Origin of the sequence: Arenibacter sp. P308M17 (genome assembly GCF_003426735.1) — a bacterium.
Classification (GTDB): domain Bacteria; phylum Bacteroidota; class Bacteroidia; order Flavobacteriales; family Flavobacteriaceae; genus Arenibacter.
In genome coordinates, this window is record NZ_QVON01000002.1 from 475,778 (window position 1) to 502,011 (window position 26,234).

Annotated in this window: 27 protein-coding genes; 21 read left to right on the top strand and 6 right to left on the bottom strand. The window is 40.6% G+C overall.

Annotated features, from left to right (window positions below; genetic code table 11):
• Positions 1–65: 65 nt before the first annotated feature.
• The 14 genes from sucD (at position 66) to D0S24_RS05990 (ending at position 14,436) form a co-directional block, all read left to right on the top strand.
• Positions 66–938: a succinate--CoA ligase subunit alpha gene (sucD, locus tag D0S24_RS05925; protein ID WP_117018938.1), complete on the top strand. Its 873-nt coding sequence runs from the start codon at positions 66–68 to the stop codon at positions 936–938.
• Positions 939–1,126: 188 nt separating this feature from the next.
• Positions 1,127–1,876: a 3-oxoacyl-[acyl-carrier-protein] reductase gene (fabG, locus tag D0S24_RS05930; protein ID WP_117018939.1), complete on the top strand. Its 750-nt coding sequence runs from the start codon at positions 1,127–1,129 to the stop codon at positions 1,874–1,876.
• A gap of 146 nt (positions 1,877–2,022) precedes the next feature.
• Positions 2,023–4,059: a VWA domain-containing protein gene (locus D0S24_RS05935; protein ID WP_251795724.1), complete on the top strand. Its 2,037-nt coding sequence runs from the start codon at positions 2,023–2,025 to the stop codon at positions 4,057–4,059.
• Between the two features lie 11 nt (positions 4,060–4,070).
• Complete coding sequence (locus D0S24_RS05940; RefSeq protein ID WP_117018940.1) at positions 4,071–4,886, top strand: prohibitin family protein; 816 nt, start codon at positions 4,071–4,073, stop codon at positions 4,884–4,886.
• A 241-nt stretch (positions 4,887–5,127) separates the two neighbouring features.
• Positions 5,128–5,985, top strand: coding sequence for an ATP phosphoribosyltransferase (hisG, locus tag D0S24_RS05945; protein WP_117018941.1), 858 nt, complete (start codon positions 5,128–5,130; stop codon positions 5,983–5,985).
• 7 nt (positions 5,986–5,992) lie between these two features.
• A complete protein-coding gene (locus tag D0S24_RS05950; RefSeq protein ID WP_117018942.1) occupies positions 5,993–6,427 on the top strand; it encodes a GNAT family N-acetyltransferase in 435 nt (144 codons plus the stop codon).
• Positions 6,427–7,707 carry a histidinol dehydrogenase gene (hisD, locus tag D0S24_RS05955; protein WP_117018943.1) on the top strand — a complete coding sequence of 427 codons (1,281 nt, stop codon included), beginning with the start codon at positions 6,427–6,429 and terminating at the stop codon, positions 7,705–7,707. The genes D0S24_RS05950 and hisD overlap by 1 nt, the downstream gene beginning before the upstream one ends.
• A gap of 72 nt (positions 7,708–7,779) precedes the next feature.
• On the top strand, positions 7,780–8,838 hold the full coding sequence (gene hisC, locus D0S24_RS05960; RefSeq protein WP_117018944.1) for a histidinol-phosphate transaminase: 1,059 nt from the start codon (positions 7,780–7,782) through the stop codon (positions 8,836–8,838).
• Between the two features lies 1 nt (position 8,839).
• Positions 8,840–10,021, top strand: coding sequence for a bifunctional histidinol-phosphatase/imidazoleglycerol-phosphate dehydratase HisB (gene hisB / locus D0S24_RS05965; RefSeq protein WP_251795725.1), 1,182 nt, complete (start codon positions 8,840–8,842; stop codon positions 10,019–10,021).
• A 31-nt stretch (positions 10,022–10,052) separates the two neighbouring features.
• Entirely contained in the window at positions 10,053–10,640 is a 588-nt protein-coding gene (hisH, locus tag D0S24_RS05970) for an imidazole glycerol phosphate synthase subunit HisH (protein WP_117018945.1), read from the top strand.
• Positions 10,641–10,740: 100 nt separating this feature from the next.
• On the top strand, positions 10,741–11,469 hold the full coding sequence (gene hisA / locus D0S24_RS05975) for a 1-(5-phosphoribosyl)-5-[(5-phosphoribosylamino)methylideneamino]imidazole-4-carboxamide isomerase (protein WP_117018946.1): 729 nt from the start codon (positions 10,741–10,743) through the stop codon (positions 11,467–11,469).
• A 31-nt stretch (positions 11,470–11,500) separates the two neighbouring features.
• Positions 11,501–12,256, top strand: coding sequence for an imidazole glycerol phosphate synthase subunit HisF (gene hisF, locus D0S24_RS05980; RefSeq protein ID WP_117018947.1), 756 nt, complete (start codon positions 11,501–11,503; stop codon positions 12,254–12,256).
• A 7-nt stretch (positions 12,257–12,263) separates the two neighbouring features.
• Entirely contained in the window at positions 12,264–12,899 is a 636-nt protein-coding gene (hisIE, locus tag D0S24_RS05985; protein ID WP_258922820.1) for a bifunctional phosphoribosyl-AMP cyclohydrolase/phosphoribosyl-ATP diphosphatase HisIE, read from the top strand.
• 124 nt (positions 12,900–13,023) lie between these two features.
• Positions 13,024–14,436 (top strand): Gfo/Idh/MocA family protein, encoded by a 1,413-nt coding sequence (locus D0S24_RS05990; protein ID WP_117018948.1) that lies wholly within the window; start codon positions 13,024–13,026, stop codon positions 14,434–14,436.
• 118 nt (positions 14,437–14,554) lie between these two features.
• Here the strand turns inward: D0S24_RS05990 and D0S24_RS05995 are convergent, their stop codons facing one another.
• The gene (locus tag D0S24_RS05995; RefSeq protein WP_117018949.1) at positions 14,555–14,944 is read right to left on the bottom strand and encodes a hypothetical protein; all 390 of its coding nucleotides are present in this window, start codon (positions 14,942–14,944) and stop codon (positions 14,555–14,557) included.
• 128 nt (positions 14,945–15,072) lie between these two features.
• Positions 15,073–15,888, bottom strand: a complete 816-nt coding sequence (locus D0S24_RS06000; RefSeq protein ID WP_117018950.1) for a DUF1853 family protein — start codon at positions 15,886–15,888, stop codon at positions 15,073–15,075.
• A gap of 77 nt (positions 15,889–15,965) precedes the next feature.
• On the opposite strand from D0S24_RS06000, the gene D0S24_RS06005 reads away from it, so the two are divergent.
• Positions 15,966–17,108 carry a VWA domain-containing protein gene (locus D0S24_RS06005; protein WP_117018951.1) on the top strand — a complete coding sequence of 381 codons (1,143 nt, stop codon included), beginning with the start codon at positions 15,966–15,968 and terminating at the stop codon, positions 17,106–17,108.
• 94 nt (positions 17,109–17,202) lie between these two features.
• Positions 17,203–18,672, top strand: a complete 1,470-nt coding sequence (locus D0S24_RS06010) for a magnesium chelatase (RefSeq protein ID WP_117018952.1) — start codon at positions 17,203–17,205, stop codon at positions 18,670–18,672.
• 14 nt (positions 18,673–18,686) lie between these two features.
• Here D0S24_RS06010 and D0S24_RS06015 read toward each other — a convergent pair whose 3' ends face one another.
• On the bottom strand, positions 18,687–19,169 hold the full coding sequence (locus D0S24_RS06015) for a hypothetical protein (RefSeq protein WP_117018953.1): 483 nt from the start codon (positions 19,167–19,169) through the stop codon (positions 18,687–18,689).
• Positions 19,170–19,407: 238 nt separating this feature from the next.
• Here D0S24_RS06015 and truA point away from each other — a divergent pair, with 238 nt between their 5' ends.
• Both truA and corA read left to right on the top strand, forming a co-directional pair.
• On the top strand, positions 19,408–20,211 hold the full coding sequence (truA, locus tag D0S24_RS06020; RefSeq protein WP_117018954.1) for a tRNA pseudouridine(38-40) synthase TruA: 804 nt from the start codon (positions 19,408–19,410) through the stop codon (positions 20,209–20,211).
• Positions 20,212–20,420: 209 nt separating this feature from the next.
• A complete protein-coding gene (gene corA, locus D0S24_RS06025; RefSeq protein ID WP_117018955.1) occupies positions 20,421–21,515 on the top strand; it encodes a magnesium/cobalt transporter CorA in 1,095 nt (364 codons plus the stop codon).
• 41 nt (positions 21,516–21,556) lie between these two features.
• Here the strand turns inward: corA and cysM are convergent, their stop codons facing one another.
• Together cysM and epsC are read right to left on the bottom strand one after the other, a co-directional pair.
• Positions 21,557–22,441, bottom strand: coding sequence for a cysteine synthase CysM (gene cysM, locus D0S24_RS06030; RefSeq protein WP_117018956.1), 885 nt, complete (start codon positions 22,439–22,441; stop codon positions 21,557–21,559).
• The gene (gene epsC / locus D0S24_RS06035; protein ID WP_117018957.1) at positions 22,431–23,225 is read right to left on the bottom strand and encodes a serine O-acetyltransferase EpsC; all 795 of its coding nucleotides are present in this window, start codon (positions 23,223–23,225) and stop codon (positions 22,431–22,433) included. The genes cysM and epsC overlap by 11 nt, the downstream gene beginning before the upstream one ends.
• Positions 23,226–23,315: 90 nt before the next feature.
• Here epsC and D0S24_RS06040 point away from each other — a divergent pair, with 90 nt between their 5' ends.
• On the top strand, positions 23,316–24,005 hold the full coding sequence (locus tag D0S24_RS06040; RefSeq protein WP_251795726.1) for a DUF2461 domain-containing protein: 690 nt from the start codon (positions 23,316–23,318) through the stop codon (positions 24,003–24,005).
• Between the two features lie 13 nt (positions 24,006–24,018).
• Here the strand turns inward: D0S24_RS06040 and D0S24_RS06045 are convergent, their stop codons facing one another.
• A complete protein-coding gene (locus tag D0S24_RS06045) occupies positions 24,019–24,432 on the bottom strand; it encodes a glyoxalase (protein ID WP_117019330.1) in 414 nt (137 codons plus the stop codon).
• A gap of 139 nt (positions 24,433–24,571) precedes the next feature.
• Here D0S24_RS06045 and D0S24_RS06050 point away from each other — a divergent pair, with 139 nt between their 5' ends.
• Both D0S24_RS06050 and D0S24_RS06055 read left to right on the top strand, forming a co-directional pair.
• Positions 24,572–25,468 carry a DUF72 domain-containing protein gene (locus tag D0S24_RS06050; protein WP_117018958.1) on the top strand — a complete coding sequence of 299 codons (897 nt, stop codon included), beginning with the start codon at positions 24,572–24,574 and terminating at the stop codon, positions 25,466–25,468.
• A 41-nt stretch (positions 25,469–25,509) separates the two neighbouring features.
• Complete coding sequence (locus D0S24_RS06055; protein ID WP_117018959.1) at positions 25,510–25,905, top strand: acyl-CoA thioesterase; 396 nt, start codon at positions 25,510–25,512, stop codon at positions 25,903–25,905.
• The last annotated feature ends 329 nt before the right edge of the window (positions 25,906–26,234 follow it).

Below are 26,234 nucleotides of genomic sequence, written 5' to 3' on the forward strand. Positions count from 1 at the left end.
GAGAATAGTTTAGAATTCCTTTTCAAAACTTTATTTTTGCAAGAATCAATTAAACCAAATATATAATGAGCGTTTTAGTAAACAAGGATTCCAAAATTATTGTTCAAGGTTTTACAGGTAGCGAAGGTACTTTCCATGCTGAACAGATGATCGAATACGGCACCAATGTAGTTGGAGGGGTAACCCCGGGGAAAGGTGGACAAGAGCATTTGGGAAAACCTGTATTCAATACAGTTGAAGAAGCCGTTCAAAAAGTTGGGGCCGATACTACCATTATCTTTGTGCCACCTGCATTTGCCGCAGATGCAATTATGGAAGCTGCTAGCGCCGGAATTAAAGTAATCATTACCATCACGGAAGGTATACCCGTAGCCGATATGGTAAAGGTATATGACTATATAAAACATATGGACTGTAGATTGGTGGGGCCAAACTGTCCTGGAGTAATTACCCCTGGCGAGGCCAAAGTAGGCATAATGCCAGGCTTCGTCTTTAAAAAGGGTAATGTAGGGATTGTTTCCAAATCAGGGACTTTAACCTATGAGGCCGCGGACCAGGTAGTACGCCAAGGTCTCGGTATTACAACTGCCATTGGAATAGGCGGCGATCCTATAATCGGTACTACTACAAAAGAAGCGGTTGAGTTGTTGATCAATGATCCGGAAACGACATGTGTGGTCATGATCGGTGAAATAGGCGGACAATTGGAAGCCGATGCCGCACAGTGGTACAGGGCCAGTGGAAGCAAGAAACCAATCGTTGGTTTTATTGCCGGTGAAACAGCTCCTGCTGGAAGAACTATGGGGCATGCAGGTGCTATAGTGGGCGGTAGTGACGATACGGCACAGGCGAAAAAAAGAATTATGAGGGAATGTGGTATCCATGTTGTTGATTCCCCTGCCGAAATCGGTTTAAAAGTAAAACAAGTATTGGGATAGTCCCGTTCAATAAATTTTATTCCGTTTATACTGTACCGATTAACTCGGAATTTTTCAGGATAAGCGGATTTTTTTTTGCCTATGGATTTGTCGATACGTTAAAATTTTCAATTCGTATTTAGATTGAAAATTTTCAAACAGTTAAAACATAACCTATATTTGATTATCAACTTAGAAACTAAAGACAGATGAAGTTACTAGAAGGAAAAAATGCAATAATCACCGGAGCAAGCAGGGGAATCGGAACTGGGATAGCCCAAGTTTTCGCAAAGCACGGCGCCAATGTTGCCTTTACATATAGTTCCAGTGAAGCCCCCGCTCTGGCCCTGGAAAAAGAGTTGTCCAACTACGGTGTAAAAGCCAAGGCCTATAAGAGCAATGCTGCAAGTTTTGAAGATTCGGAAAAATTGGTGGCCCAAGTATTGGAAGATTTTGGAGGTACAATCGATATTCTGATCAACAATGCAGGAATTACCAAGGACAACTTATTAATGAGGATGGGCGAAGATGATTTTGATACCGTCATAGAAATAAATTTAAAATCGGTCTTCAACATGACCAAGGCCGTTCAGCGGACCATGCTGAAACAAAGAAGTGGCTCCATAATAAACATGAGCAGTGTGGTAGGGGTAAAAGGCAATGCGGGCCAGGCAAATTATGCCGCTTCCAAAGCCGGAATGATAGGGTTTACCAAATCCATAGCCCTGGAACTCGGTTCTAGAAATATAAGATGTAACGCCATAGCACCAGGCTTTATTGAAACGGAAATGACCGATAAACTGGATGCAAAGGTAGTACAGGGATGGCGGGATGGAATTCCGTTAAAAAGGGGAGGACAGCCCGAGGATGTGGCCAATGCCTGCCTGTTTTTGGCTTCGGACCTCTCTTCCTATATCACAGGACAGGTATTGAACGTGGATGGGGGAATGTTGACATAAGTATTATTTTTTGGCACAATGGAGCTTTAATTAGCTGCAGTTATATTTTTCCCGATAAACGGATCGGCAGCGTTCCGAACAAGCTAGATGCTGTACAACAAATTCAGCCTATAGCTACCGCATAGCAATAATTGCAACTATTATTTATGATGCAAATACAAACAGTACTATTTATATTGCTCGCGCTTATTATGGCCTTGGTAGTTGTACTGTTTCAATATTATTACAAAAACAAAAGGAAGGGAAAACTTTGGCTGATCCTTTCCTTTTTGCGATTTTTGGCCATATTCGGAATTATATTACTGCTGGTAAATCCAAAATTTACCAAGTACGAGTACACACTGGAAAAGACCAATTTGGTGATACTTGCAGATAATTCATCCTCCATAACGGCAAGGGATAGGGCCCAGGTAATCTCCTCACTTTCTTCAATTAGGAATAACACCAAAGGATTATCACAGAGTTTCAACATACTAAATTACAGTTTTGGAGTGGATTTGACCCATTCGGACAGCCTTGGTCCCGTGGAGAAAAGCACCAATATTTCTAAGGCCTTGTCCAGGATCAACGAAATATTCACCGGTACCAAAACTGCTGTGGTACTATTTTCGGACGGCAATCAGACCATAGGGCAAGATTATGAATTTTATGGGAAACAACAAAAATTCCCTATTTACCCAGTAGTCTTGGGCGATACAACGAGATATGACGATATTACAATAAGCCAAATAAATGCCAATAAATACGCTTTTTTAAAGAACAAATTTCCATTGGAAGTTTTTATTGCATACGAAGGTAAAGAAGAGGTGTCTTCCGAATTACAGGTTCTTGTGGACGGCAAGTTGGCATACAGGGAAATGGTGGCTTTGTCCAATATATCCAACACCAAGATTATAAGTACACATATAGAGGCCAGTACGGGAGGCATGAAAAATATTAAGGTGATAATAGCCCCATTGCCGAATGAAAAAAATACGGTGAACAATGAAAAATTATTGGCTGTGGAAGTTTTGGACGAAAAGACAAATGTGGCCATTATCTCCACTATCCAACACCCGGACATAGGTGCGCTTAAGAAATCCATTGAGAGCAACGAACAAAGATTGGTGACCATTTATAGGCCCGACACCGATTTAATTAAATTACAGGAGGTGGATGTTTATATACTTTACCAGCCCGATGCCTCATTTAATAAGGTTTACGAACAAATTAATGTCCGAAACTCCAATTCCTTTACCGTACTGGGGACTTATACAGATCTGAATTTTTTGAACAAAATTCAAAACAATTTTCTAATAGAAACTACTTATCCGAAGCAAGAAATATTCGCAAGCCCGAATGCCGTATTTTCAAAATTCGATATTTCGCAATTTTCCCTAAAAGATTTTCCGCCCCTTTTGTCCGATGCCGGGCCCGTAAATATTCTGGGCAGTGGAGAACCCCTACTGAAGGTACGTATCAAAGGAGTGGACTTGGACCAACCTCTATTGGCCGTTATGGAAAAAAAAACGGAAAAACACGCCATATTGGCTGGGGAAAATATATGGAAATGGAGACTTCAAAGTTATAGGAACGATCAAACTTTTGAAAATTTCGATGGCTTTCTCGGAAAATTGATCTTTTATCTTTCGACCTCAAAAGGTAAAAATAGGTTGATATTGGATTACAGCTCCACATATAACAACAGCAGCGAAACCCAAATAAAGGCTACTTATTTTGATGAGGCTTTTGTTTTTGATGCCAATGCATCCATCAACATAAAGCTAAGAAACACCACCACCAATACTTCCATAGAGGTTCCAATGTTATTAAAAGACGGATATTACGAGGCGGATCTCAGCAATTTATCCCCGGGGAAATATGATTTCACTGTTACTCTAACCAAAGAAAACCTTAATAGATCGGGAAGTTTTACCATTTTGGATTTTGATGCCGAAAAACAATTCACTTCCAGTAATTATGATAAACTGAATCGCCTGGCCAAAAATACGGATGGAAAATTGTATTTCCCAGATCAATTGGATTCCTTGGCAATGGCATTGCAAAACGACCCTAAGTTTATACCTGTCCAAAAAAGCAAACAAATTGTTGTACCTTTAATCGATTTTAAATTCCTTTTGGGTATTATCATTGCAGCACTATCGCTGGAATGGTTTATCAGAAAGTTTAACGGATTAACTTAATAAAAAAATAAATGGATAAATTACCAAAATTTGCATTACCGGCCATCTTCGCTTTAATAGTTCTTGTAATATTAATTTCTAAATCGGCCGTTACCATTGCTTCAGGTCAAGCGGGAGTGTTATACAAGACTTTTTCAGGTGGGGTGGTCACCGATGAGGCACCTTTGGGAGAAGGATTCCACTTGGTTGCACCATGGAACAAGGTCTTTATCTACGAAGTAAGACAACAGGAAGTTTTGGAAAAAATGCAGGTATTGTCATCCAACGGCCTTGAAATTAAGCTGGAAGCTTCGGCCTGGTTTGAGCCAAAAAGGGAATTTTTAGGAAAATTACATCAAGAAAAAGGCACCGAGTATATACAAAGAGTATTATTGCCTACCATAAGATCGGCAGCAAGAAGTGTAGTGGGAAGGTATACCCCGGAACAGCTCTATTCCAGTAAAAGGGATGCCATTCAACAGGAAATTTATGAAGAAACCCAGAAAATTGTTGATGGCCAATACATTCAGCTCAATGAAATTTTGGTTAGGGATGTAACCCTGCCACCTACCATTAAGGAGGCGATTGAGCGTAAACTTAAACAGGAACAGGAATCCCTGGAGTACGAATTTAGGCTGGTAACAGCACAAAAAGAAGCGGAAAAGGTACGGATAGAAGCACAGGGGAAAGCTGATGCCAATAGTATATTGAGTGCCTCTTTGACCGACAAAATATTACAGGACAAAGGTATAGATGCCACCATTAAATTATCGGAATCCCCAAATGCAAAAGTCATCGTAATAGGTAGTGGAGAATCCGGAATGCCGATCATACTAGGGAATCAATAATAATTTAACAATTTTAAAATAAATTATTCCGTATAAATTTTCCAAGATTGAAAAATAGTTTTAATTTTGTCGCATCATGAAAAACAACAGGACACATCATCATCATTTCTTCACTTGCAATCAAGCGAGCTAGGAATGTATTGTTGTATCTAAACTATATTCTAACCCGTTTGAGCAATCAAACGGGTTTTGTATTTAACAACCTGTTGGATCTGTTCAGGCCAAAAACAAAATACAAGAAATGAAAAAAATTAGAATTGCGATCCAAAAAAGTGGCCGTTTAAACGAAGACTCCCTTCAAATATTAAAGGATTGTGGTATTTCCATAGATAATGGAAAGGACCAACTCAAGGCTTCTTCCAGAAATTTTCCTTTAGAGGTCTTCTATCTTAGGAATGGGGATATCCCCCAATATCTTAGGGATGGGGTAGTGGATATTGCCATTATTGGGGAAAATGTTCTGATAGAAAAAGGAGAGGACATCGCCATTGCCGAGAAGTTAGGTTTCTCCAAATGTAAAGTGTCCCTGGCAGTTCCCAAATCGGTCAAGTATAGATCGGTGGCCGATTTTGAGGGAAAAAGGATTGCCACCTCCTATCCCAATACCGTGAAAAATTATTTGGACAGTAAAGGGGTAAAAGCAGATCTTCACATCATAAACGGTTCTGTAGAAATTGCCCCGAATATAGGTCTGGCAGATGCCATTTGCGATATTGTTTCAAGTGGCAGTACCTTGTTCAAGAACAATTTAAAAGAAGTTGAGGTCATGCTGACCAGTGAGGCCGTATTGGCCGTTTCTCCACAAATTTCTGAAGAGGGAACAGTATTGTTGGAAAAATTAAGATTTAGAATCCAGTCCGTATTACTTGCCAGACAATCCAAATATGTGTTATTGAACGCACCAAACAATAAGTTAAATGAGATCATTGCCCTATTGCCGGGTATGAGAAGTCCCACCGTACTTCCTTTGGCCGAGGAGGGATGGAGTTCCGTACATACCGTAATCAATAAGGATAAGTTCTGGGAAGTAATCCAAGAGCTTAAAAAGGCAGGGGCAGAGGGAATTTTGGTGTGCCCTATAGAAAAAATGGTATTGTAATAGTGCTATGGTTACCGAATTTCGAATAGAGTTCATTCCGAAGGAGAAAATATATCAAATATTGCCTTTGGTACAAATGCTGAACAACGATAAAATTCCAGCAGAAATTCTTAAAAAAAGATTACAGGACATGCTCATGGACGGATATCAATGTATGGGAGCCTATGACAGGGAACTATTAATTGGCATTTGTGGGGTATGGCTTCTAAATAAATTATACATAGGCAAACATGTTGAACTGGACAATGTCTTTGTATTGCAGGAATATAGAAGTTCCGGGGTGGGGAAGTTAATGTTGGACAAGGTTTTTGAGTACGCTTTGGAAATAGGGTGCGAGGCCTCGGAAATAAACTGCTATATAAGGAATGAAAGGGGAATTCAGTTTTGGAACAACCAAGGATATAAGGCGATTGGTTACCACATGCAAAAAGTATTAAAGTAATGAACAAAATATACAATCCGGAAAGAGCTCAATGGAAGACCATCCTAAAACGGCCTACACCATCCGTATCCGATATAGAGGAAATGGTCAATGCCGTTTTTATGGAAATAAGGGCCAGTGGGGATACTGCAGTAAGGAGCTACACCAAAAAATTTGATGGGGTGGATTTACAGGAAATCTTGGTACCCCCTAAGGAATTAGAGGAATCCGAACTATTGATTTCCGATGATTTAAAGGCGGCCATCCTACAGGCGAAAAACAATATTGAAAAATTTCATAGGGCCCAAAAAACCGAAAGAATTACAGTAGAGACTACGGAAGGCGTACACTGCTGGCAGGAAAAAAGACCCATACAAAAAGTAGGGTTATATATTCCAGGGGGTACCGCTCCATTGTTTTCCACCATCTTAATGTTGGCCATTCCGGCCAACATAGCTGGCTGTAAAGAAATTGTCCTGTGTACCCCTCCCAACAGGGAAGGGAAGGTACACCCTGCCATTTTATATGCCGCCAACCTATGCGGGGTTACCAAAATATTCAAAGTGGGCGGCATCCAAGCCATTGCCGGCATGACCTTTGGAACGAAAACCATCCCTTCCGTGTACAAGATATTCGGGCCGGGCAACCAATTTGTAACCGTGGCCAAACAGATTGCCACCAAATATGGAATAGCTATAGATATGCCAGCCGGTCCCAGTGAACTTTTGGTCATGGCCGATGATACCGCCAATGCCGCATTTGTGGCCTCAGATCTATTAAGCCAGGCCGAACACGGTGTAGATAGTCAGGTCATTCTGGTATCCACTTCCAAAAAATTTATGGATGCCGTTGAAGAGGAAGTAACCAAGCAAATTAAAGCCCTACCGAGAATGGAAATTGCCCAAAAGGCGATAGCCAATAGTAAACTAATCTATATGGAAAATCAACGGACGGCAGTAGATTTAATAAATGAATACGGTCCCGAACACTACATTCTTTGTGTTGAAGATGAAGTGTTCTTTTTAAATCACATCTATAATGCCGGTTCCGTTTTTATAGGAAATTACACTCCTGAAAGTGCAGGGGATTATGCCTCGGGAACAAATCATACTTTGCCTACAAACGGATACGCCAAGCAGTATAGCGGGGTAAACCTGGATAGTTTTATGAAGAGCATGACCTTTCAAAAAATTTCCAAAAAAGGAATTCGGAATATTGGCAAGACTATAGAGTTAATGGCCGAAGCCGAAGGGCTACAGGCCCATAAAAATGCGGTAACCCTGAGGTTGGATAGTTTATAACGATCGAACTTTATAAATTGGGATTGAACAATTTAAATTCAGCAGCGCCAATCGGCCAAAAGCAGAAATAGCATGAAAACAAAAATATTCAACATTAATACTATAGTTCGTGAGAACGTAAAAGGATTGAGTCCGTATTCCTCGGCCAGGGACGAATATGTTTCAGATGGTTCGGAGATGGTATTTTTGGATGCCAATGAAAATCCTTTTGAAACCGGTATAAATAGATATCCCGACCCTCATCAAAGACGACTAAAGGAAGTTCTTGCGGAAAGAAAGGGCGTTTCTTCCCAACAACTTCTTCTGGGCAACGGAAGCGATGAAGTGTTGGATCTACTATTCAGGGCTTTTTGCGAACCAAAGGAGGACAATATTATTAGCTTGCCCCCAACCTATGGCATGTACAAGGTACTGGCAGGTATCAATAACCTGGAGAATAGGGAGGTTCTTTTGACAGGGGATTTTGAACCCAATGTGCCCCAAATACTTAAGGAGGCGGACGACAAGAGTAAATTGCTGTTTTTGTGCTCTCCGAACAATCCAACGGGAAATAGTTTTTCAAATAGTGCCATTAGGGAGCTATTGGACAATTTTAACGGCTTGGTAGTGATCGATGAGGCCTATATCGACTTTTCAAGTGAGAAAAGCTGGGTTACGGAATTATCCAACTACCCCAATCTGGTGGTGACCCAAACCCTATCCAAGGCTTATGGTATGGCCGGAATACGATTGGGAATCTGTTATGCTTCTGAAGAAATTATTTCTGTACTGAACAAAATTAAACCGCCGTACAACGTAAATGAATTGACACAGCAAAGAGCTTTGGAACGGGTTTTGGATATAAATGCGGTCAACCTTGAAGTCATTGATATTTTAACGGAAAGGGAGGCGCTCCTTAATGTACTGCGCCAAATAGCATTTGTGAAGAAGGTATACGCAACGGATGCCAATTTTATTTTGGCAAAGGTGGATGATGCCACCAAAAGATATAATCAACTATTAAAAATGGGTATCGTTGTCCGTAACAGAACTACCCAACCACTTTGCGAAAACACCCTAAGGTTCACTGTGGGGACCAAGGAGGAAAATGGGAAATTAATAAAAGCATTGCAGCATATAACGACCAAATAATATGATGAACCCTGATACGAATACAAATTCCGACCAAGGAAACAAAAAAGGCAAAAAGGTACTGTTTATAGATAGGGACGGCACCATCATTAAAGAAACAATTGATGAGCAGATAGACGCCTTTGAAAAGATGGTGTTCTATCCCAAAGCCTTTACCTTTCTGGGAAAGATTGCCAAGGAGCTGGACTATGAATTGGTAATGATCACCAACCAGGACGGATTGGGGACCGATATTTTTCCTGAGCACACTTTCTGGCCCGTACATAATTTTATATTGAAATCCTTCGAAAACGAAGGGGTGGTTTTTGATAAGGTATTTTTGGACCGGACCTTCCCCCACCAAAATGCCAATACCCGAAAGCCGGGGACGGGATTGCTTACAGAATACTTTTCCGAAGCGTATGACCTGGCCAATTCCTTTGTAATAGGGGACCGTTTGACCGATGTGGAACTGGCCAAGAATTTGGGGGCCAAAGGTATCTTTATCAATGACAATACCAATTTGGGCACTGGGGAAATATCCGTTAAAAGGGAGGAATTGGATAATTACATAGCCTTGGAAAGCAATGATTGGGAGAAAATTTATGAGTTTTTAAAGCTGAAGGATCGGGTATCGGAAATAATACGCAAAACCAATGAAACCGATATTTTTATAAAGCTCAATCTGGACGGGACGGGCAAAAGTGAAATCAGTACCGGATTGGACTTCTTTGATCATATGCTGGATCAGCTGGCGAGACATGGGCAAATGGATCTGGAAATCAAGGTAAAGGGAGATCTGGAAGTGGATGAGCACCATACCATTGAGGATACTGCCATAGCATTGGGAGAAGCATTCCATAAAGCCTTGGGCCATAAATTGGGAATTGAAAGATACGGCTTCTGTTTGCCCATGGATGACTGTTTGGCTCAGGCAGCCATTGATTTTGGCGGACGAAACTGGTTGGTATGGGAAACAGAGTTTAATAGGGAAATGATAGGCAAAATGCCAACTGAAATGTTTTATCATTTCTTTAAATCGTTCACAGATGGGGCAAAGGCCAATCTCAACATCAAGGCCGAAGGCCAAAACGAACATCATAAGATAGAGGCCATTTTCAAGGCGTTTGCCAAGGCCATTAAGATGGCCGTAAAACGCGATGTGGAAAAAATGGTCCTGCCAAGTACCAAAGGGGTATTGTAGAAGTAATAAATATGTCCATAGGACAACGAAAATGAAAATAGTAATTATAGATTACGGAGCCGGAAATATACAGAGCATTAAATTTGCCTTTCAACGCTTGGGATACGAAGCTATTCTGAGCAAGGATGCAGAAGAGATCATGGCGGCGGATAAGGTTATATTTCCTGGGGTGGGAGAAGCCAGCAGTGCCATGAAAAAATTGCGTGAAAGTAAATTGGATGGGGTTATACCCAAGCTAAACCAACCGGTATTGGGAATTTGTCTGGGGATGCAGTTAATGTGCAATTCTTCGGAAGAGGGAAGTACCCAGGGCCTAGGTATTTTTGATGTAGAAGTGGTTAAATTTTCGAAGGAAGTAAAAGTTCCGCAAATTGGATGGAACCAGATCACCAATTTAAAATCCGGTCTGTTCAAGAACGTCAAAGAAAAAGAGCATGTTTATTTGGTCCACAGTTTTTATGCCCCCTTGTGCGGGGAAACCATTGCCGAAGCAGAATATGGTTTGGGATATAGCGCCGCTTTAAAAAAGGATAATTTTTATGGAACCCAATTTCACCCGGAAAAAAGCAGTGAGGTAGGGGAGCGGATCTTAGAAAATTTCCTTGAAATCGGAAATTAAAACGATTACAATTATGGGTATAGAATCAAAAATTAGAACCCATCCTGACTTTTTACAAAATCAATTTCCCAATTCCAATTTTTAATTTATAATTTCGATTATGAGAATAATACCTGCAATAGACATCATTGAAGGAAAATGTGTTAGACTGTCCAAGGGAGACTATGATACCAAGAAAATTTATAATGAGAACCCCTTGGAGGTGGCAAAGGAGTTTGAAGCCCATGGTGTAGAATACCTTCATTTGGTAGATCTGGACGGGGCCAAATCCAAGCACATCGTAAATCATAAAGTGTTGGAAAAAATAGCCGCCAATACCAACTTGAAAATTGATTTCGGTGGCGGACTCAAAACAGATGAGGATCTACGGATAGCTTTTGAAAGTGGGGCTAATCAAGTTACAGGAGGAAGTATTGCCGTCAAGGACAGGGAAACCTTTATCTCCTGGATCAACCAATACGGTCCTGAGAAGATTATTCTGGGAGCCGACGCGAAAGATGAAATGGTTGCCGTATCCGGATGGACGGAAAAGTCACAAGAGGAATTGGTTCCCTTTATCCAAGGGTACCAAAAAGAGGGCATCAGAGGGGTTATCTGTACCGATATCAGTAAGGATGGTATGTTGGAAGGACCTTCTTTTCATTTGTACCGTAAAATCCTAGAGGAATGTGGGCCTAAATTATTGCTGATTGCCAGTGGAGGTATTTCCACCTTTGATGAGCTCCCTAAATTGGCAGAGCTGGGCTGTGAGGGAACTATAATTGGAAAGGCCATTTATGAAAATAGAATCAGTTTAAAACAATTGGAAAAATTTATTCTCGATATTTAACCGGATTTGCATCCAAAAACCAAATTACCCTATGTTAACAAAAAGAATAATCCCCTGTTTGGATATTAAGAACGGTAGAACGGTAAAGGGTATAAACTTTGTAGATCTGCGGGATGCGGGAGATCCTGTGGAACTGGCGGAAATCTATGCCAGAACCGGTGCGGACGAGCTTGTTTTTTTAGATATTTCCGCTACGGAGGAAAGAAGGAGAACCTTGGCCGATCTTGTACTGCGCGTTGCCGAAAAAGTCAATATTCCCTTTACCGTGGGCGGGGGTATATCTTCGGTGGAAGATGTAGATATTCTACTGCATAACGGGGCGGACAAAGTATCCATAAACTCATCGGCCGTAAAGAATCCGCAATTGATCAACGAGCTCGTTGCCAAATTTGGTTCCCAATGTATAGTAGTTGCCATAGATGCCAAACAAATGGATGGGGAATGGATGGTTCACTTGGTAGGAGGAAAGATACCTACAGCGCTAAACCTCTTTACCTGGGCCAAGGAAGTGGAAGACCGTGGGGCGGGGGAAATCCTATTTACTTCCATGGACCACGATGGCACTAAGGACGGATTTGCCAATGAGGCCTTGTCCAAATTATCCACCGAACTGAACATACCTATAATAGCATCGGGCGGCGCCGGAAATATGCAGCATTTCACAGATACTTTTATTAAAGGCAAGGCGGATGCGGCTTTGGCCGCAAGTGTTTTTCACTTTAAGGAAATTGAAATTAAAGACTTAAAAGAAGAATTAAAAAAAAATAATATACCGGTTAGATTATAAAACCAATATGGAATCCAATATCATGAATATAGACTTCAAAAAAAATAACGATGGCCTGGTCCCTGCCATCGTACAAGATGCAATTACCAAAAATGTACTTATGCTCGGCTATATGAACCAAGAGGCCTACCAGAAAACCATGGAAAGCCGTAAGGTAACCTTCTTTAGTCGCACTAAAAAAAGATTATGGACCAAAGGAGAGGAAAGTGGAAACTTTTTGAACCTGGTAGATATAAAACTGGATTGCGACAATGATACCCTTCTGCTCATGGTAGATCCTGTTGGACCAACCTGTCACCAAGGAACCGATACCTGCTGGGGCGAAAAAAACAGTACTTCCTTTGGTTTTTTATCAGCATTGGAAAATATTATTGAAGACAGAAAAAATCAAGCTGAGGGAAAGGTGGCGGCCCCTGAAGGAGCCAAGCCCAGTTATGTATCCTCCCTGTTTAAGAGTGGTATCAATAAGATTGCTCAAAAAGTAGGCGAAGAGGCCGTAGAGGTCGTCATTGAAGCCAAAGACGAAAACGACCGGCTGTTTAAGGATGAAAGTGCTGATCTTTTGTTCCATTACCTTATATTGCTGCAGGCCAAGGGCTTTAAATTGCAGGATATCGTTAATGTTTTAAAATTGCGCCATTAGTATTCGGATTTTTCATTTAAAATGAAATTTGTTTAATTTACAACTTGACTTTTTTTTGTAAATAAAATTGACCTATCTTCAAAAATTCTTAAGATAATTAGTAACATTAACAAGTGTTTAGACTATGAATTCAAATAGGAGAGATTTCCTTCGAAAAACATCCATGGCCGGTATGGGTCTGGCAATGACCCCGGCATGGTCCCATTCAATTACCGGCAACGACCCGTTTAATGCCCCGGCACCTTTATTTGGCGCTACCTATATGGGCGGATTTTCTGCTCCTAAATTAGAAACGGTCAAATGTGCCTTCATTGGGGTAGGTGCCAGAGGATCCGGGCATGCCCAACAAATTGCGGCCATTGAAGGAACAGAGGTGGTGGCCATTAGTGATCTGTACCAGGATCTTGCCGAGAGATCGGCGAAGGTTTGTAAGGAAAACGGTGGCGGTACAAGGCACAATAAAATAAACTTGTATACCGATGGGGAAGACGATTGGAAAAAAATGCTGAAAAAAGAAAAACCGGATGCCGTTTTTGTTTGTACCCCATGGAAATTGCACGCCCCTATGGCCATTGAAGCTATGAAAAGCGGGGCCCATGTTTTTGTTGAAGTTCCACTTGCCCTTACCATTCAGGAGATGTGGGATATAGTGGACACCTCGGAAAAAACCCAAAGGCACTGTATGATGATGGAAAACGTCAACTACGGCAGGGAAGAACTACTCTACCTAAATATGTGCCGAAAAGGGGTTATTGGGGAACTGCTGCACGGGGAAGCTGCATATATCCATGAATTAAGGGGACAAATGAATGAAGTAGAGCGTGGCACCGGATCCTGGAGAACCTATCATTATGCAAATCGCGATGGCAATCTTTACCCTACACATGGATTGGGACCCGTTGCCCAATATATGAATTTGGCCAGGGGAGAGGATAATTTCAAATTTATCAACTCCTTCTCTTCCCCCGGCAAAGGACGTAATCTGTATGCTGCCAAGAATTTTCCGGCAGACCACAAATGGAACAAGTTGGACTTTAAAGGAGGGGATATAAATACATCCATCGTTAAAACCAACATGGGCAGGACAATTATGGTACAATGGGACGAAACAAGCCCCAGACCCTATACAAGACACAATCTGATTCAGGGAACTAAAGGAACCTTGACCGGCTTCCCTACTAGAATTGCCTTGGAAGACGGGGTAGAAGGTGGTCCCGACAACCACCATGAGTGGGCAGAAGGCGAACAGTTGCAAAAGATTTTTGAAAAGTACGAACATCCATTGTATGTACGCCTTGGGGAATTGGCTACCAAAATGGGCGGACATGGGGGAATGGACTTTATAATGAGGTATAGGATCATCGAGTGCCTTCGCAACGGCCTACCTTTGGACCAAAATGTATACGAAGGGTGCTATTGGAGTGCAGTGGGAACTTTGAGCGAGATATCCGTGGCCCAAAACGGTGCACCCCAGGAATTTCCTGATTTTACCAGGGGCAATTGGAAAACCACTGCACCCTTGGACATTGTTGGCTAAAGCAAAAGCACAATAACAAAAAGTCATTGTTTACATGAACCAAATTATAGTTGGTTAAACCGGTAGACAATGACTTTTTCGTTAATATGAAGAAGGCTAAAACATTGGCCCTAAGAAATTAATCCGTAGTGTCCACTCCTACAACCTCCGTCCTACCATCCATATAGCTGATAAGATCTTGGGTAGCTGTGAATACCTTTTTACTGTAATAACGTCCTCTATCCCAATCCGCAGGGTCTGCAGCCTTTATGGCATCCGCTATAATATCCTGAACCTTTTCCGACAGCCCTTCACACTGACTCTCCTCCAATAGCTTGGAAAGTTTTTCATAAGACTCCAAAGCTTTTCCTGAATAATATTTCTGATGCTCATAGTTGTTCGCCTTTAAAGCGCTTTTTGCATGATTGAGGGCATAGGAAGCGGTAGAATAAATCAATTCACAATCGTCCTTTGCCTGGGCCATGGAAAAAACAAACAGTGAAAAGAACAACAAATAAATTTTCTTCATAGGTGCGGGGTTTTAAGATTAGCCCTTAGAAAACGAAACTTTAAACCCTATATTGCCGACCCCTCCCATTTCTATTATTTTTACATAGGTTTCATACCCCCGGCATTACCAACATATTTTTATAGGTTTTACCACCAGACAATAAAAAGTTTTTCCATAGAAATATCTGATAATTTCATCCAGATTAATGGCGAATTTTTATTTTCCAAGCCCGAAGAAATCATATCCAATATATCATTATGGCTTACCCAATCCACTCCATTGTGCGGATCCAGGAGCCATTCTAGCTTGGACGGTAAATAATACCGATGTCCAAAAAAATATCTGGATCTAAATTCTTGGAAAGGAATCCACCTGCCACTTATGCAGTTGGAATTAAAGGGGGCCAAATCCAAATTAGGCCCCGTAAAGGGAATAAATAATTGCGATTTAAAACATACCTGATGTACCAGTTCGGAAGTCTTTATATTAAAGCGTTCCAGCACCGATATAGCTTCAGATGTCTTTAAAAGTGGAATTTGATGATTTTTGATCCGCTCCTTCTTGGCATGAAAGGAATCGCGAAGGTTCGGTCCTAGCAATTGACGCCCAATAGGTTTTGCATTCCCATATATAACGTAAAACTTATAGGTTAACTCAATATGTACATACTTTTGATTGTCAATATCCTGTAATATAAAATCTATTTCCCCTAAACTCACTTTTTCCTTGGTGATGGGAATGTTATGGGCAATAACTTGGTATTGCCGTGAATGTTGGATCAGCATTAGAAAAATATGTTCTATTTTATGCCCAAACCTTACTTGGGAAGGTATCGTCCCCATTTCCAAATTATCAAAACTTATTTTTGGAAACACAAATTGCAGAAGTCCGTCCAACTCGCCACTCCAAAGGGAAGGAGTGTAAAAAAATGCTTTGTAATATGAAATATTATTATGATCCAAGCGGTATTGTTATGGGTAAACCGTTAAGTTTTCTTTAAAATGGAAATGGTCTAGACCAAATTAAGTAATTTTATAGTATGGCAATTAATAAAAGAAAAGGGTTTCGATTTTCCCATTATGAGGCCCCCGAACAAACTCCTTTCGAAAAGCTTTTTGATATTTTCAAGGAATTGATTACACATACTTCGGGAGATGTGGATGAGGCCTTGGATTGGTTAAGGGAGTTGGACAAGGAATACGAACTGACCAATAGTAATTATACTATAGATGATTTCATAGAGGACCTTAAAGCCAAAGGATTTCTTAAAGAGGAACCCAAGGAAGGTGATGGCGATGGTTCCGGAGAACAAAAGGCCGATCTCTCCATAACCGCCAAAATGGAACGGATTATTAGGCAGGCGGCCTTGAATCAAATTTTTGGCAAGATCAAACGCAGTGGTTCGGGGGACCATAAAACCGGCCTATCGGGCAGGGGGGACGAACATATGGGAGAATTTAGGGAATATAGGTTTGGCGACAGTTTGGAACGGATTTCCATGACGGAAAGTTTAAAAAATGCCCAGATAAACCATGGGATGGGCAATTTCCATTTAAGCGAAGGGGATCTAGTAGTGGAGGATACCCAATTCAAGGCACAGATGAGCACCGTGCTCATGATCGATATCAGCCATAGTATGACCCTCTATGGCGAAGACCGCATTACCCCTGCCAAAAAGGTCGCCATGGCCTTGGCAGAACTCATTACTACCCGTTATCCCAAGGACACCCTGGAAATTTTGGTTTTTGGCAACGATGCCTGGCCCATTCCAATAAAGGACCTGCCTTATCTAAAAGTCGGGCCCTATCATACCAATACCGTTGCCGGATTGCAATTAGCCATGGACATGCTCCGCAGAAAGCGAAATACGAACAAACAGATCTTTATGATTACCGATGGCAAGCCCAGTTGTATCCGATTGGCCGATGGTACCTATTATAAAAACAGCGTGGGCCTGGATGATTATATTGTGGAAAAATGCTATAATATGGCCAGGCAGGCAAAAAAACTACATATACCCATAACCACCTTTATGATTGCCAAGGATCCTTATTTAACCCAATTTGTGCGGTATTTTACTGAAGCCAATAAGGGGAAGGCCTTCTTTACCGGTTTAAAGGGACTGGGTGAAATGATATTTGAGGATTACGAACAAAATAGGAGAAAGAGATTAAAGGGATAAACCACGAAAATCAATAATTGCCAAAAGCTCGTAGACACCACACCCTCTCTCGTCTATACTATAAACAGGGAGATATAAATACAAATATTTACAAATGAAATTGAACCATAATGAAATTACCAATCTAGGAGAACTTAGAAAGGCAGGTTATAAATCAAAAAAAATAAAGGACGAGCTAAGGGCAAACCTCATCGGGAAAATAAAGTTGGATGAAAATACCTTTCCCGGAGTCTGGGGCTACGAAAATTCCGTAGTACCGGAATTGGAAAGGGCTATATTGTCCAGGCATAACATTAATCTATTGGGTCTAAGGGGCCAAGCCAAAACACGTTTGGCCAGGTTAATGGTAAATTTATTGGACGAATATATTCCAATAGTCGCGGGTTCCGAAATAAATGATGACCCCTTAAACCCGATTTCACGTTTTGCTATTGATACTATTGCCGAACACGGGGACTTAACACCCATTTCCTGGCTGCACAGAAGTGAACGGTTTTATGAAAAATTAGCTACCCCGGATGTTACGGTGGCCGATTTGATTGGCGATGTGGACCCCATCAAAGCCGCCAACCTAAAGTTGTCCTACGCAGATGACAGGGTTATTCATTTTGGAATGATCCCACGTGCCAACCGATGTATTTTTGTTATCAATGAATTACCGGACCTACAGGCAAGGATACAGGTCTCCCTTTTTAATATCCTACAGGAGGGCGACATTCAGATCAGGGGCTTTAAACTTCGACTTCCCTTGGATCTGCAGTTTGTATTTACCGCAAACCCTGAAGATTATACCAATAGGGGCAGTATAGTTACCCCATTAAAGGACAGGATCGGATCCCAGATATTGACGCACTATCCAGAGGACATCGAAACCGCACGTAAAATTACCGAACAGGAATCCAAATTGGACAAACGCCAAAGCGAGGCCATTTATGTTCCTGATCTGGCCAAAGATCTCTTGGAACAAATAAGTAGGGAAGCCAGAAAAAGTGAATATGTAGATGCCAAAAGTGGTATCAGCGCCAGGATGAGCATCACCTCCTTCGAAAATTTAATGAGCACCGCTGAACGAAGGTTGTTGAAGAATGGCCAAGAAAGCACCATGGTCCGGCTGAGCGATTTTATGGGGGTCATTCCTTCCATAATCGGAAAAATAGAATTGGTCTATGAAGGCGAACAGGAAGGTTCGGGCAGTGTTGCGGAAATATTGATCGAAGAAGCCGTAAAATCCCTCTTCCTAAATAATTTTCCGAAGATAGATAAATTGGAACGAAAGGATGCCGAAGGCCCTTATGATGAATTGGTAGCCTGGTTCTTTGACGGGGAAGGTTTTGACCTGTTGGATGATGCCACCGATAAGGAATACAAGGAGAAACTTGATAGTATTGCCCCCCTTCAACAATTAATGGCCAAATACCAAGCTGAGATTAAAAAAGAAAATACCTATTTCCTAAAGGAATTGCTGCTGTGGGGACTTGTTGCCCATAATAAATTAAGTAAGCAGCGGTATACTTTAGGGTATCAGATAAAAGATGTTTACGGCAGTTTTATACGGGGATTGTAAAAGGCAACTTTATATTACTCCCAGGCATCGATATGATTATTTAAGTAGTCAAAATCATATTTGCCCACCCTCTGCCTTCTAATTATAAACGACCAAACGGTAAGTAGCACCAAAAGGGCCTGTAAGGTAATAATTAAGATGCCCATGGGAACAAAAGTGCTTGGAATAACATGGTCCTGAAATTCGTTTTGGGAACCAAGCATTAAAAAGGACCCATAAATACTATATCCATAGAACAAAACCATTCCGTACAGGACATACTCAATATTTTTCATGATCATATCTGGATATTCCTTTTCGGTAATCTTAAACCAAAGTACATATAAATAAAGAAAGTGAATTATTGTCAAAAAAGGGAAAATATAACTCTCTAACCTGTTAAAAACAAAGGTATTTCCATACATACTGTAAAAACCAAGGATTATTAAGGCTACCAGTGCAACTATGGTCAGAATAATATTAATTTGGGGAGCGGTTCGTTTAACGGAATTTTCCATAATCAAGGGTTAAGAATTTTGATAATTTTCAACATAATTACAATTTAATTCTTTGTCATTATGAAAAATTTCGTTGAATATATAGAAATTTAAGGTGGAAAAAAGAGGGTTCGGACGAAGTGCCGAAAAGTACGATGAATTTCAGGCCACAAACTTGAAGATCCAAACAAAAATCCTGCCTTCACAACCCTCTTTAAAAAGGGTCTGTACGAATTTAATTTCGCAATAGATAAGCCAAATGCAAACAGCTCGTTTTTATTATTTGATCCATGTTCAATTTTTGGGTTTCCGTTATAGTGGCTGGCAAAAGCAACCCGATCAAAAAACGGTGGAAGGTATGCTGGTCAAGACCCTAAAATTTGTTCTGCCCAATTCCAAATTCAAGATTCTGGGAGCCGGACGAACAGATGCCAAGGTATCTGCACTGAATACGGCATTCGAATTATTTTTGGATAAGGAACCCTTGGAAGACCTTCAGGAATTTATGCATTATTTTAATGTGAACCTACCGCCGGATATTCGTATCATAAGCATAGAAGAAGTAAATGAAAAGTTTAATGTCATCCAAGAAAGCAAGTTAAAGGAATATGTATACCTGTTTTCGTTCGGACAAAAAAACCACCCCTTTTGCGCACCTTTTTTGGCCAACATCCTGGACGAACTGGATGTGGATGCCATGTCGGATTGCGCCCGATATTTTATTGGTACCCACGATTTTTCCTCCTATACCGCCCGACTCCAGCCCAATACAAAAGTACTAAGGACTATAGCGACCTGTGAAATAAAACGAAACGAAATTTTAACGGCCAATTTTTTTCCGGAACTGAGTTATGCCCTGCATATTAGCGGGGAAGGGTTTATGAGATATCAGATCAGGATGATTATGGGGGCGCTGATCCAACTGGGCAAGGGAGAACTTACGGCAATGGATATTAAAGAGTCCTTAAAAAAGGATAACAATAGGGTATTGACTTATGTGGCTCCCGGCTCCGGCCTATTACTGAATCATCTACAGTTCCAGAAATTGGGCAATAAGCGGTAGGTAAAAATTAATAAAACGGATTATACTGCTTATTACCTCTTCCTACTTTGGACAACCATCTGGAGCCATGAAATTATAGGCCTGCAAAACCTTTAACCGGATTATAAATTGATTTATTTTATACAATTTACGACAAGGACGCTCTGGAATGTATAAATTAGTGCAGAGAACATAAATATAGACCAGAAGATACATCAATATCACTACCTATGGCCAAAAAAAAATCGACCCACAGAAGACATTCAAAAAGAATAGCCAAAACGGGAAAGGCACCTGGAACGGTAACTTATTTGGGGAGTAGGGAAGGGGCTAAAAGTATCGTCAATGTTATTGAGTATGATGGGAACGGCATAATAGAGTCCGGTTTTGATGTGTACACGTCCGATAATTTTGCTAAGATTGTCGCCTTCCAATCCTCTCCCTCAATCTCTTGGATCAATATAATTGGAATAAGTGATGAACAATTTATAGAAAATCTTGGTCATGCCTTTTCCCTCAATCCATTGACGATCGAAGATGCCGTAAATACGCATCAACGCCCCAAGGTGGACGAATACGATAATTATATTTTTGGGGCATTCAAAATGCTGTATTTGGATAGTGGGAATGAAATGGTTACGGAACACGTAGCCATTGTTTTGATGGAAAATTCGGTGCTTGTTTTTCAGGAAATGGAAGATGATGTTTTCAATAGCATTCGGGAAAGGATACGTGCCAAAACCGGACGAATACGAAGCAAATCTGCGGACTACTTGTTTTTCACCCTCTTGGATGCCATAATAGACAACTATTTTATGGTACTTGAAAATATAAACCTCAAAATAGAGGTTTTGGAGGAAGAGGTATATGACGATCCCAGTCCCAAAACGGCCCACGCCATACAGGATCTAAAAAAGGAAGTGCTAAGATTAAGGAGATATGTTTACCCAATGAAGGAGTTGGTTGGCAAATTAATAGATACCGAACACCTTTTTATAACCAAGGATACCAAATTATTTTTAAGGGATGCCTTGGATCATTGCACCGAAATAAATGAAAGTCTCAATATATTAAGGGAGATGTCGATGAGCCTCATGGAAATGTATATGAGCAACATGAGCAATAAAATGAACGAGGTAATGAAGGTCCTGACCATTATGGCCTCCATTTTTATTCCCCTTACCTTCATTGTTGGTGTATACGGAATGAATTTTGAGTATATCCCGGAATTGCAATTTCGCAATGGATACTTCTATGTTTGGGGGGTAATGATCGCCATCTTTATAGGCCTTCTATTTTATTTCAAAAAGAAGGGGTGGCTTTAACTTAAGTACGATATACCAGTTGCGAAGTACTTTACCGCTTCTTAATCAAAAAGATCCGAGGAAAGATAACGGTCGCCGCGGTCGCATACAATAGATACAATGATGCCCTCTTCCAGGCTTAGGGCCAGTTTTAATGCGGCAGCGGTAGCACCTCCACTGCTCATTCCTGCAAAAATACCTTCTTCCTTTGCTAATCGTTTGGCCATATCCCGAGCTTCCTCCTCGGTAACTTCCATAACGGAATCCACTTTCTTGGGATCAAAAATTTTTGGGAGATATTCTAATGGCCATTTACGAATACCGGGGATTTTGGCCTCATCGGCGGGTTGCACTCCTACAATTTGAATCTTGGAATTTTTTTCCTTTAAAAAAGTGGATGTTCCCATTATGGTTCCGGTAGTGCCCATAGATGACACAAAATGGGTGATTTTCCCTTGAGTATCCCTCCATATTTCAGGTCCGGTACTGTTATAATGTGCCATCCAGTTATCATCATTGGAAAACTGGTTGATCATGATATATCCCTCCTCCTTCACCTTTAGTTCCGCATAATCCCTTGCACCTTCAATGCCCACATCGGCAGGGGTAAGGGTCACCTTGGCTCCATACGCCCTCATAGTCTGTACTCTTTCCTTGGTGGAATTTTCGGGCATTACCAGTTCAATATCCAATCCGTAAATACCGGCTATCATGGCCAGGGCAATACCAGTATTTCCACTGGTAGCTTCTATCAACTTGGAATTTACGTCAAAATCGCCCCTTTCCAAACCTCCCTTTATCATATTAAGTGCCGCACGATCCTTTACACTTCCCCCTGGATTATTGCCCTCCAACTTAAAAAAAAGTTTAACCTTGGGATTGGTATTGATTACTTTTGATATTACCAGGGGAGTGTTCCCTATAATATCCAGAATATTATGAGACATGCGGTAGGGTTTTAATTTTAATTACCGGAGAATGATAAACCGTGGAATTGGCGGGCACGGATTCTGTTAGCCATGCATTTCCTCCAATAATGGAATTTTCCCCGATTACCGTATCCCCTCCAAGGATAGTGGCATTGGCATATATGGTGACATTGTTTTCAATGGTGGGATGACGCTTTGTCTTTTGCAATTTTTTAGCAACATATAAGGCTCCTAAGGTTACTCCTTGGTAGATTTTTACATTATTTTTTATTATCGCCGTTTCCCCTATGACCACACCAGTGGCATGATCAATGAAAAATGAATTTCCTATTTCCGCACCCGGATTGATATCCACACCTGTCTGTCTATGTGCATATTCCGTCATCAACCTGGGCACCAGGGGAAAGCCATCTATATAAAGTTCATGGGCAAGCCTGTAGATGGCAATGGCATAAAAACCTGGATAGGCCATATATACCTCTTCAATGGATAGGGAAGCAGGATCGCAATTTACAATGGCCTCGGCATCCAAATTCAATTTTTCCAAAACTTTGGGAAGGCGTACCACAAAATTTTCCCAAACCCTTTGGCAAGGTTTGTCTACCTGCCAGCAGGCCAAATTTACCAAGGCATCAAATTCCTTTTCCAACAGATCCAGGTTTTCGTCTACCGGTGTATCTATATCGAACAAGGTATAAAACAAGCGATTGGTGAATAATTCCGTCCTTTCCTTGAGCTCGAACCTCAGGTTGGGCTGATTTTTATGTTCCTTTATATTCTTTATTATAGATGCTTTATCCATTTGCACTTTTAATTATTCATTCAAAATTAACCATTATTTCAAAATCGGCTTATGCTAAATTGGTTAACTTTAGCACAAAGATAATGTGTTATGAGTCGTATACAACAGCAGCTGATTACGAAAGATGTATTTCTATTTTTGGAAAACCTAAAAAACAACAACTCCAGGGAATGGTTCCAGGAGTACAAAACCGAATTCAAGGAGATGGAAACGGAGGTCAAGAATTTTTATTCCGCATTAATGAATAGATTGAAAGCCCATGATGATATTGAAAAATTAAAAATGTTCCGCATCTATAGGGATGTACGGTTCTCTAAAGACAAAACCCCCTATAAGACCCATTTTGCAGGATCCTTTTCCAGGTCTGGAAAGCGGTTGCGGGGCGGATACTATTTACGGGTAAAACCCAATGAAACCTTTATTGCAGCCGGATTTTGGGAACCCAACAAAGAAGATCTATTAAGGATTAGAAAAGAATTTGAAACCGATGCATCTGAAATACGCGCCATAATGGGCAAAAAAAGCTTTATGGAAGTTTGGGGCGAAATGCAGGGCGATGAATTAAAAACAGCTCCCTCCGGCTTTAACAAAGATCACCCCAACATTGATTTGATAAAAAGAAAACAATTCATTTTCATGAAAAAATTTTCCGATCAGGAGGTGCTATCACCCAATTTTATAGAGAATATAGACCTTGCTTTTCAAGCGATCCGCCCTTATTTCAACCTAATGAGCGATATACTCACCACCAACCTTAACGGGGAATCACTTTTGGATTAAGAAATGATGGAATCTATATGGGCTGAAGTAAGGCTTTTTCAAAAAACTGGACCTGATCTTTAATACGTTCGATCACCATCTGCATCATGCGCTTGTTTAAAGATGAAGAATTGCGTATGTATAGCGCATACTCCTCTGTGGTAAACTGGCCTATGATGATTCCCTTTAACGAATTCCTAAACTTAATGTCCTTTTGTATCGCATTTTCTATAAAAATCAGACGTTTATGCATCCCAAGTTCATAAAAACTATTTTTGTGCTTGAAGATGTAATTCTGAAAGACCAAGAGCAGTAAGGGGTTTTGCATTTTTATTACAGGGCGTAAGGTTTGGTTTTGAAACCTCTCATCACTGCCCATATTTTCCGTTACTTTGGCCGAAGGGATTATAGGACGAATTTCCAAAAGACTATGGGACCTGTCGCTCATATCAATGGTGTTTTTATAAAGGTAGCCATTCCTTATTTTAAGGATTTGGAATTTGGATTTAGTTTTTAACGAGGTTATGAACATGTTCCGTAACTTGTGATCGGAATGTCCGTGCCTAAAAAATAAACATGATCATTATATGAAATTCGGAAAAGTAGAGAAACCGGAAATAGTGGATTTCCTAATGCCTAAGGACCATCCGGACACCAAAAAGGTGTTGGAAAAATTGATTGGTCAAAACGCTCCAAGTATATATGTGGGCTGTGCCAAATGGAACCGACAGGACTTGAAAAGCTTTTATCCAAAGGGAACAAAAGATGAACTGGCCTATTATTCCTCCCAATTCAATAGCATAGAACTTAATGCCACCTTTTATCGGATTTTTCCGGTGGAGCAGTATGATAAATGGTATGAAAAGACCCCCTCATCCTTTAAGTTTTTTCCTAAAATAGTGCAAAACGTTAGTCATTTATATAGGTTGAACGATCAGGCTTACCCCATTGTGGAGGCATTTTTAAACGCTATTGCAAACCTTAAAGACAAACTGGGTACTATTTTTTTACAGATGCACAACAATTTTGGACCTGCAAACTGGGACAAAGTGGTCCGGTTTGTTGCGTATTGGCCAAAAGAATTTCCCCTGGCCATCGAATTTAGGCATACCGATTGGTTTAATGATGATAAAGTCGCCCAAGAATTACATAGTTTGCTATATGAAAATAATATTGCGAATATCCTTGTGGATACCGCGGGCAGAAGAGACTTAATGCATATGAGAATGACGAACGATGAGGCTTTTATACGTTTTGTTGGCAGTAATCATAAAAGTGATTATCAACGTTTGGACGATTGGGTAATGCGGCTGTACGATTGGAAAGAGATGGGATTGAGAAACATCCACTTTTTTGTCCATCAAAATATGGAATTGGAGTCTCCATTATTATCGACCTATTTTATTTCCAAATTGAATGAAAAAATCGAATGTAATTTACATATACCTAAATCGGGTGATAATTTTTCCCCAACACTGTTTTAACGAAATAATCTTCAGTAATTTTAACTTAAAATTACTGAACTATGAGATTTCATACAAGAAAATGGGTGAAACCAGAAGATTTAAATGCCAATGGCACCCTGTTCGGGGGCAAGCTACTTGCCTGGATAGACGAGGAAGCCGCACTGTATAGCATTATACAATTGGAAAACAAGAGGGTGGTTACCAAATATATGTCCGAAATAAACTTTATGAGCACGGCCTTAAAAGGCGACATTGTTGAAATAGGTATAGACGTGGTAAAATTTGGAAAGACCTCCCTGACCCTTAATTGTGAGGTTAGGAACAAAATGACCAGGGAAACCATTGTGACCGTAGACAATATCATAATGGTAAATCTGGGTGCAGATGGAAAACCCAAACCCCATGGAAAAACTAAAATTGAATTCGTAAGGGACCGTTTGGCCTCGGACAATTAGGGCATAAGTTTTCATCGCTTCCCATACCTGATTCAAAGCCCCCTAGGGTCGTGCAATTTTGTCTTCCAAATCAATAATTCTGCCGCACTCATAGCTCATGGTACAACTTGCCTTTTACATGCCTTGTCTCTATAGTGAGAACATCGGTTAAATATACAGGCTAGTTTTTCTTCGACCTCCTCCTTCATTTTTTATTGTTTCTCGTTTTAGGACATTATCGATAAAAGGCATATAAATTCGATAAAATGCTTCATGCCGATAGGGTTTGATACATACAAATAATGTCATTTGACAACATAAAATGACCTTTAGATAACATTTAATTGTAA

Coding starts and splice junctions, on each gene's coding strand:
- sucD (WP_117018938.1), top strand. CDS start 66: ATGAGCGTTTTAGTAAACAAGGATTCCAAAATTATTGTTCAAGGTTTT.
- fabG (WP_117018939.1), top strand. CDS start 1,127: ATGAAGTTACTAGAAGGAAAAAATGCAATAATCACCGGAGCAAGCAGG.
- D0S24_RS05935 (WP_251795724.1), top strand. CDS start 2,023: ATGATGCAAATACAAACAGTACTATTTATATTGCTCGCGCTTATTATG.
- D0S24_RS05940 (WP_117018940.1), top strand. CDS start 4,071: ATGGATAAATTACCAAAATTTGCATTACCGGCCATCTTCGCTTTAATA.
- hisG (WP_117018941.1), top strand. CDS start 5,128: ATGAAAAAAATTAGAATTGCGATCCAAAAAAGTGGCCGTTTAAACGAA.
- D0S24_RS05950 (WP_117018942.1), top strand. CDS start 5,993: ATGGTTACCGAATTTCGAATAGAGTTCATTCCGAAGGAGAAAATATAT.
- hisD (WP_117018943.1), top strand. CDS start 6,427: ATGAACAAAATATACAATCCGGAAAGAGCTCAATGGAAGACCATCCTA.
- hisC (WP_117018944.1), top strand. CDS start 7,780: ATGAAAACAAAAATATTCAACATTAATACTATAGTTCGTGAGAACGTA.
- hisB (WP_251795725.1), top strand. CDS start 8,840: ATGATGAACCCTGATACGAATACAAATTCCGACCAAGGAAACAAAAAA.
- hisH (WP_117018945.1), top strand. CDS start 10,053: ATGAAAATAGTAATTATAGATTACGGAGCCGGAAATATACAGAGCATT.
- hisA (WP_117018946.1), top strand. CDS start 10,741: ATGAGAATAATACCTGCAATAGACATCATTGAAGGAAAATGTGTTAGA.
- hisF (WP_117018947.1), top strand. CDS start 11,501: ATGTTAACAAAAAGAATAATCCCCTGTTTGGATATTAAGAACGGTAGA.
- hisIE (WP_258922820.1), top strand. CDS start 12,264: ATGGAATCCAATATCATGAATATAGACTTCAAAAAAAATAACGATGGC.
- D0S24_RS05990 (WP_117018948.1), top strand. CDS start 13,024: ATGAATTCAAATAGGAGAGATTTCCTTCGAAAAACATCCATGGCCGGT.
- D0S24_RS05995 (WP_117018949.1), bottom strand. CDS start 14,944: ATGAAGAAAATTTATTTGTTGTTCTTTTCACTGTTTGTTTTTTCCATG.
- D0S24_RS06005 (WP_117018951.1), top strand. CDS start 15,966: ATGGCAATTAATAAAAGAAAAGGGTTTCGATTTTCCCATTATGAGGCC.
- D0S24_RS06010 (WP_117018952.1), top strand. CDS start 17,203: ATGAAATTGAACCATAATGAAATTACCAATCTAGGAGAACTTAGAAAG.
- D0S24_RS06015 (WP_117018953.1), bottom strand. CDS start 19,169: ATGGAAAATTCCGTTAAACGAACCGCTCCCCAAATTAATATTATTCTG.
- truA (WP_117018954.1), top strand. CDS start 19,408: ATGCAAACAGCTCGTTTTTATTATTTGATCCATGTTCAATTTTTGGGT.
- corA (WP_117018955.1), top strand. CDS start 20,421: ATGGCCAAAAAAAAATCGACCCACAGAAGACATTCAAAAAGAATAGCC.
- cysM (WP_117018956.1), bottom strand. CDS start 22,441: ATGTCTCATAATATTCTGGATATTATAGGGAACACTCCCCTGGTAATA.
- epsC (WP_117018957.1), bottom strand. CDS start 23,225: ATGGATAAAGCATCTATAATAAAGAATATAAAGGAACATAAAAATCAG.
- D0S24_RS06040 (WP_251795726.1), top strand. CDS start 23,316: ATGAGTCGTATACAACAGCAGCTGATTACGAAAGATGTATTTCTATTT.
- D0S24_RS06045 (WP_117019330.1), bottom strand. CDS start 24,432: ATGAGCGACAGGTCCCATAGTCTTTTGGAAATTCGTCCTATAATCCCT.
- D0S24_RS06050 (WP_117018958.1), top strand. CDS start 24,572: ATGAAATTCGGAAAAGTAGAGAAACCGGAAATAGTGGATTTCCTAATG.
- D0S24_RS06055 (WP_117018959.1), top strand. CDS start 25,510: ATGAGATTTCATACAAGAAAATGGGTGAAACCAGAAGATTTAAATGCC.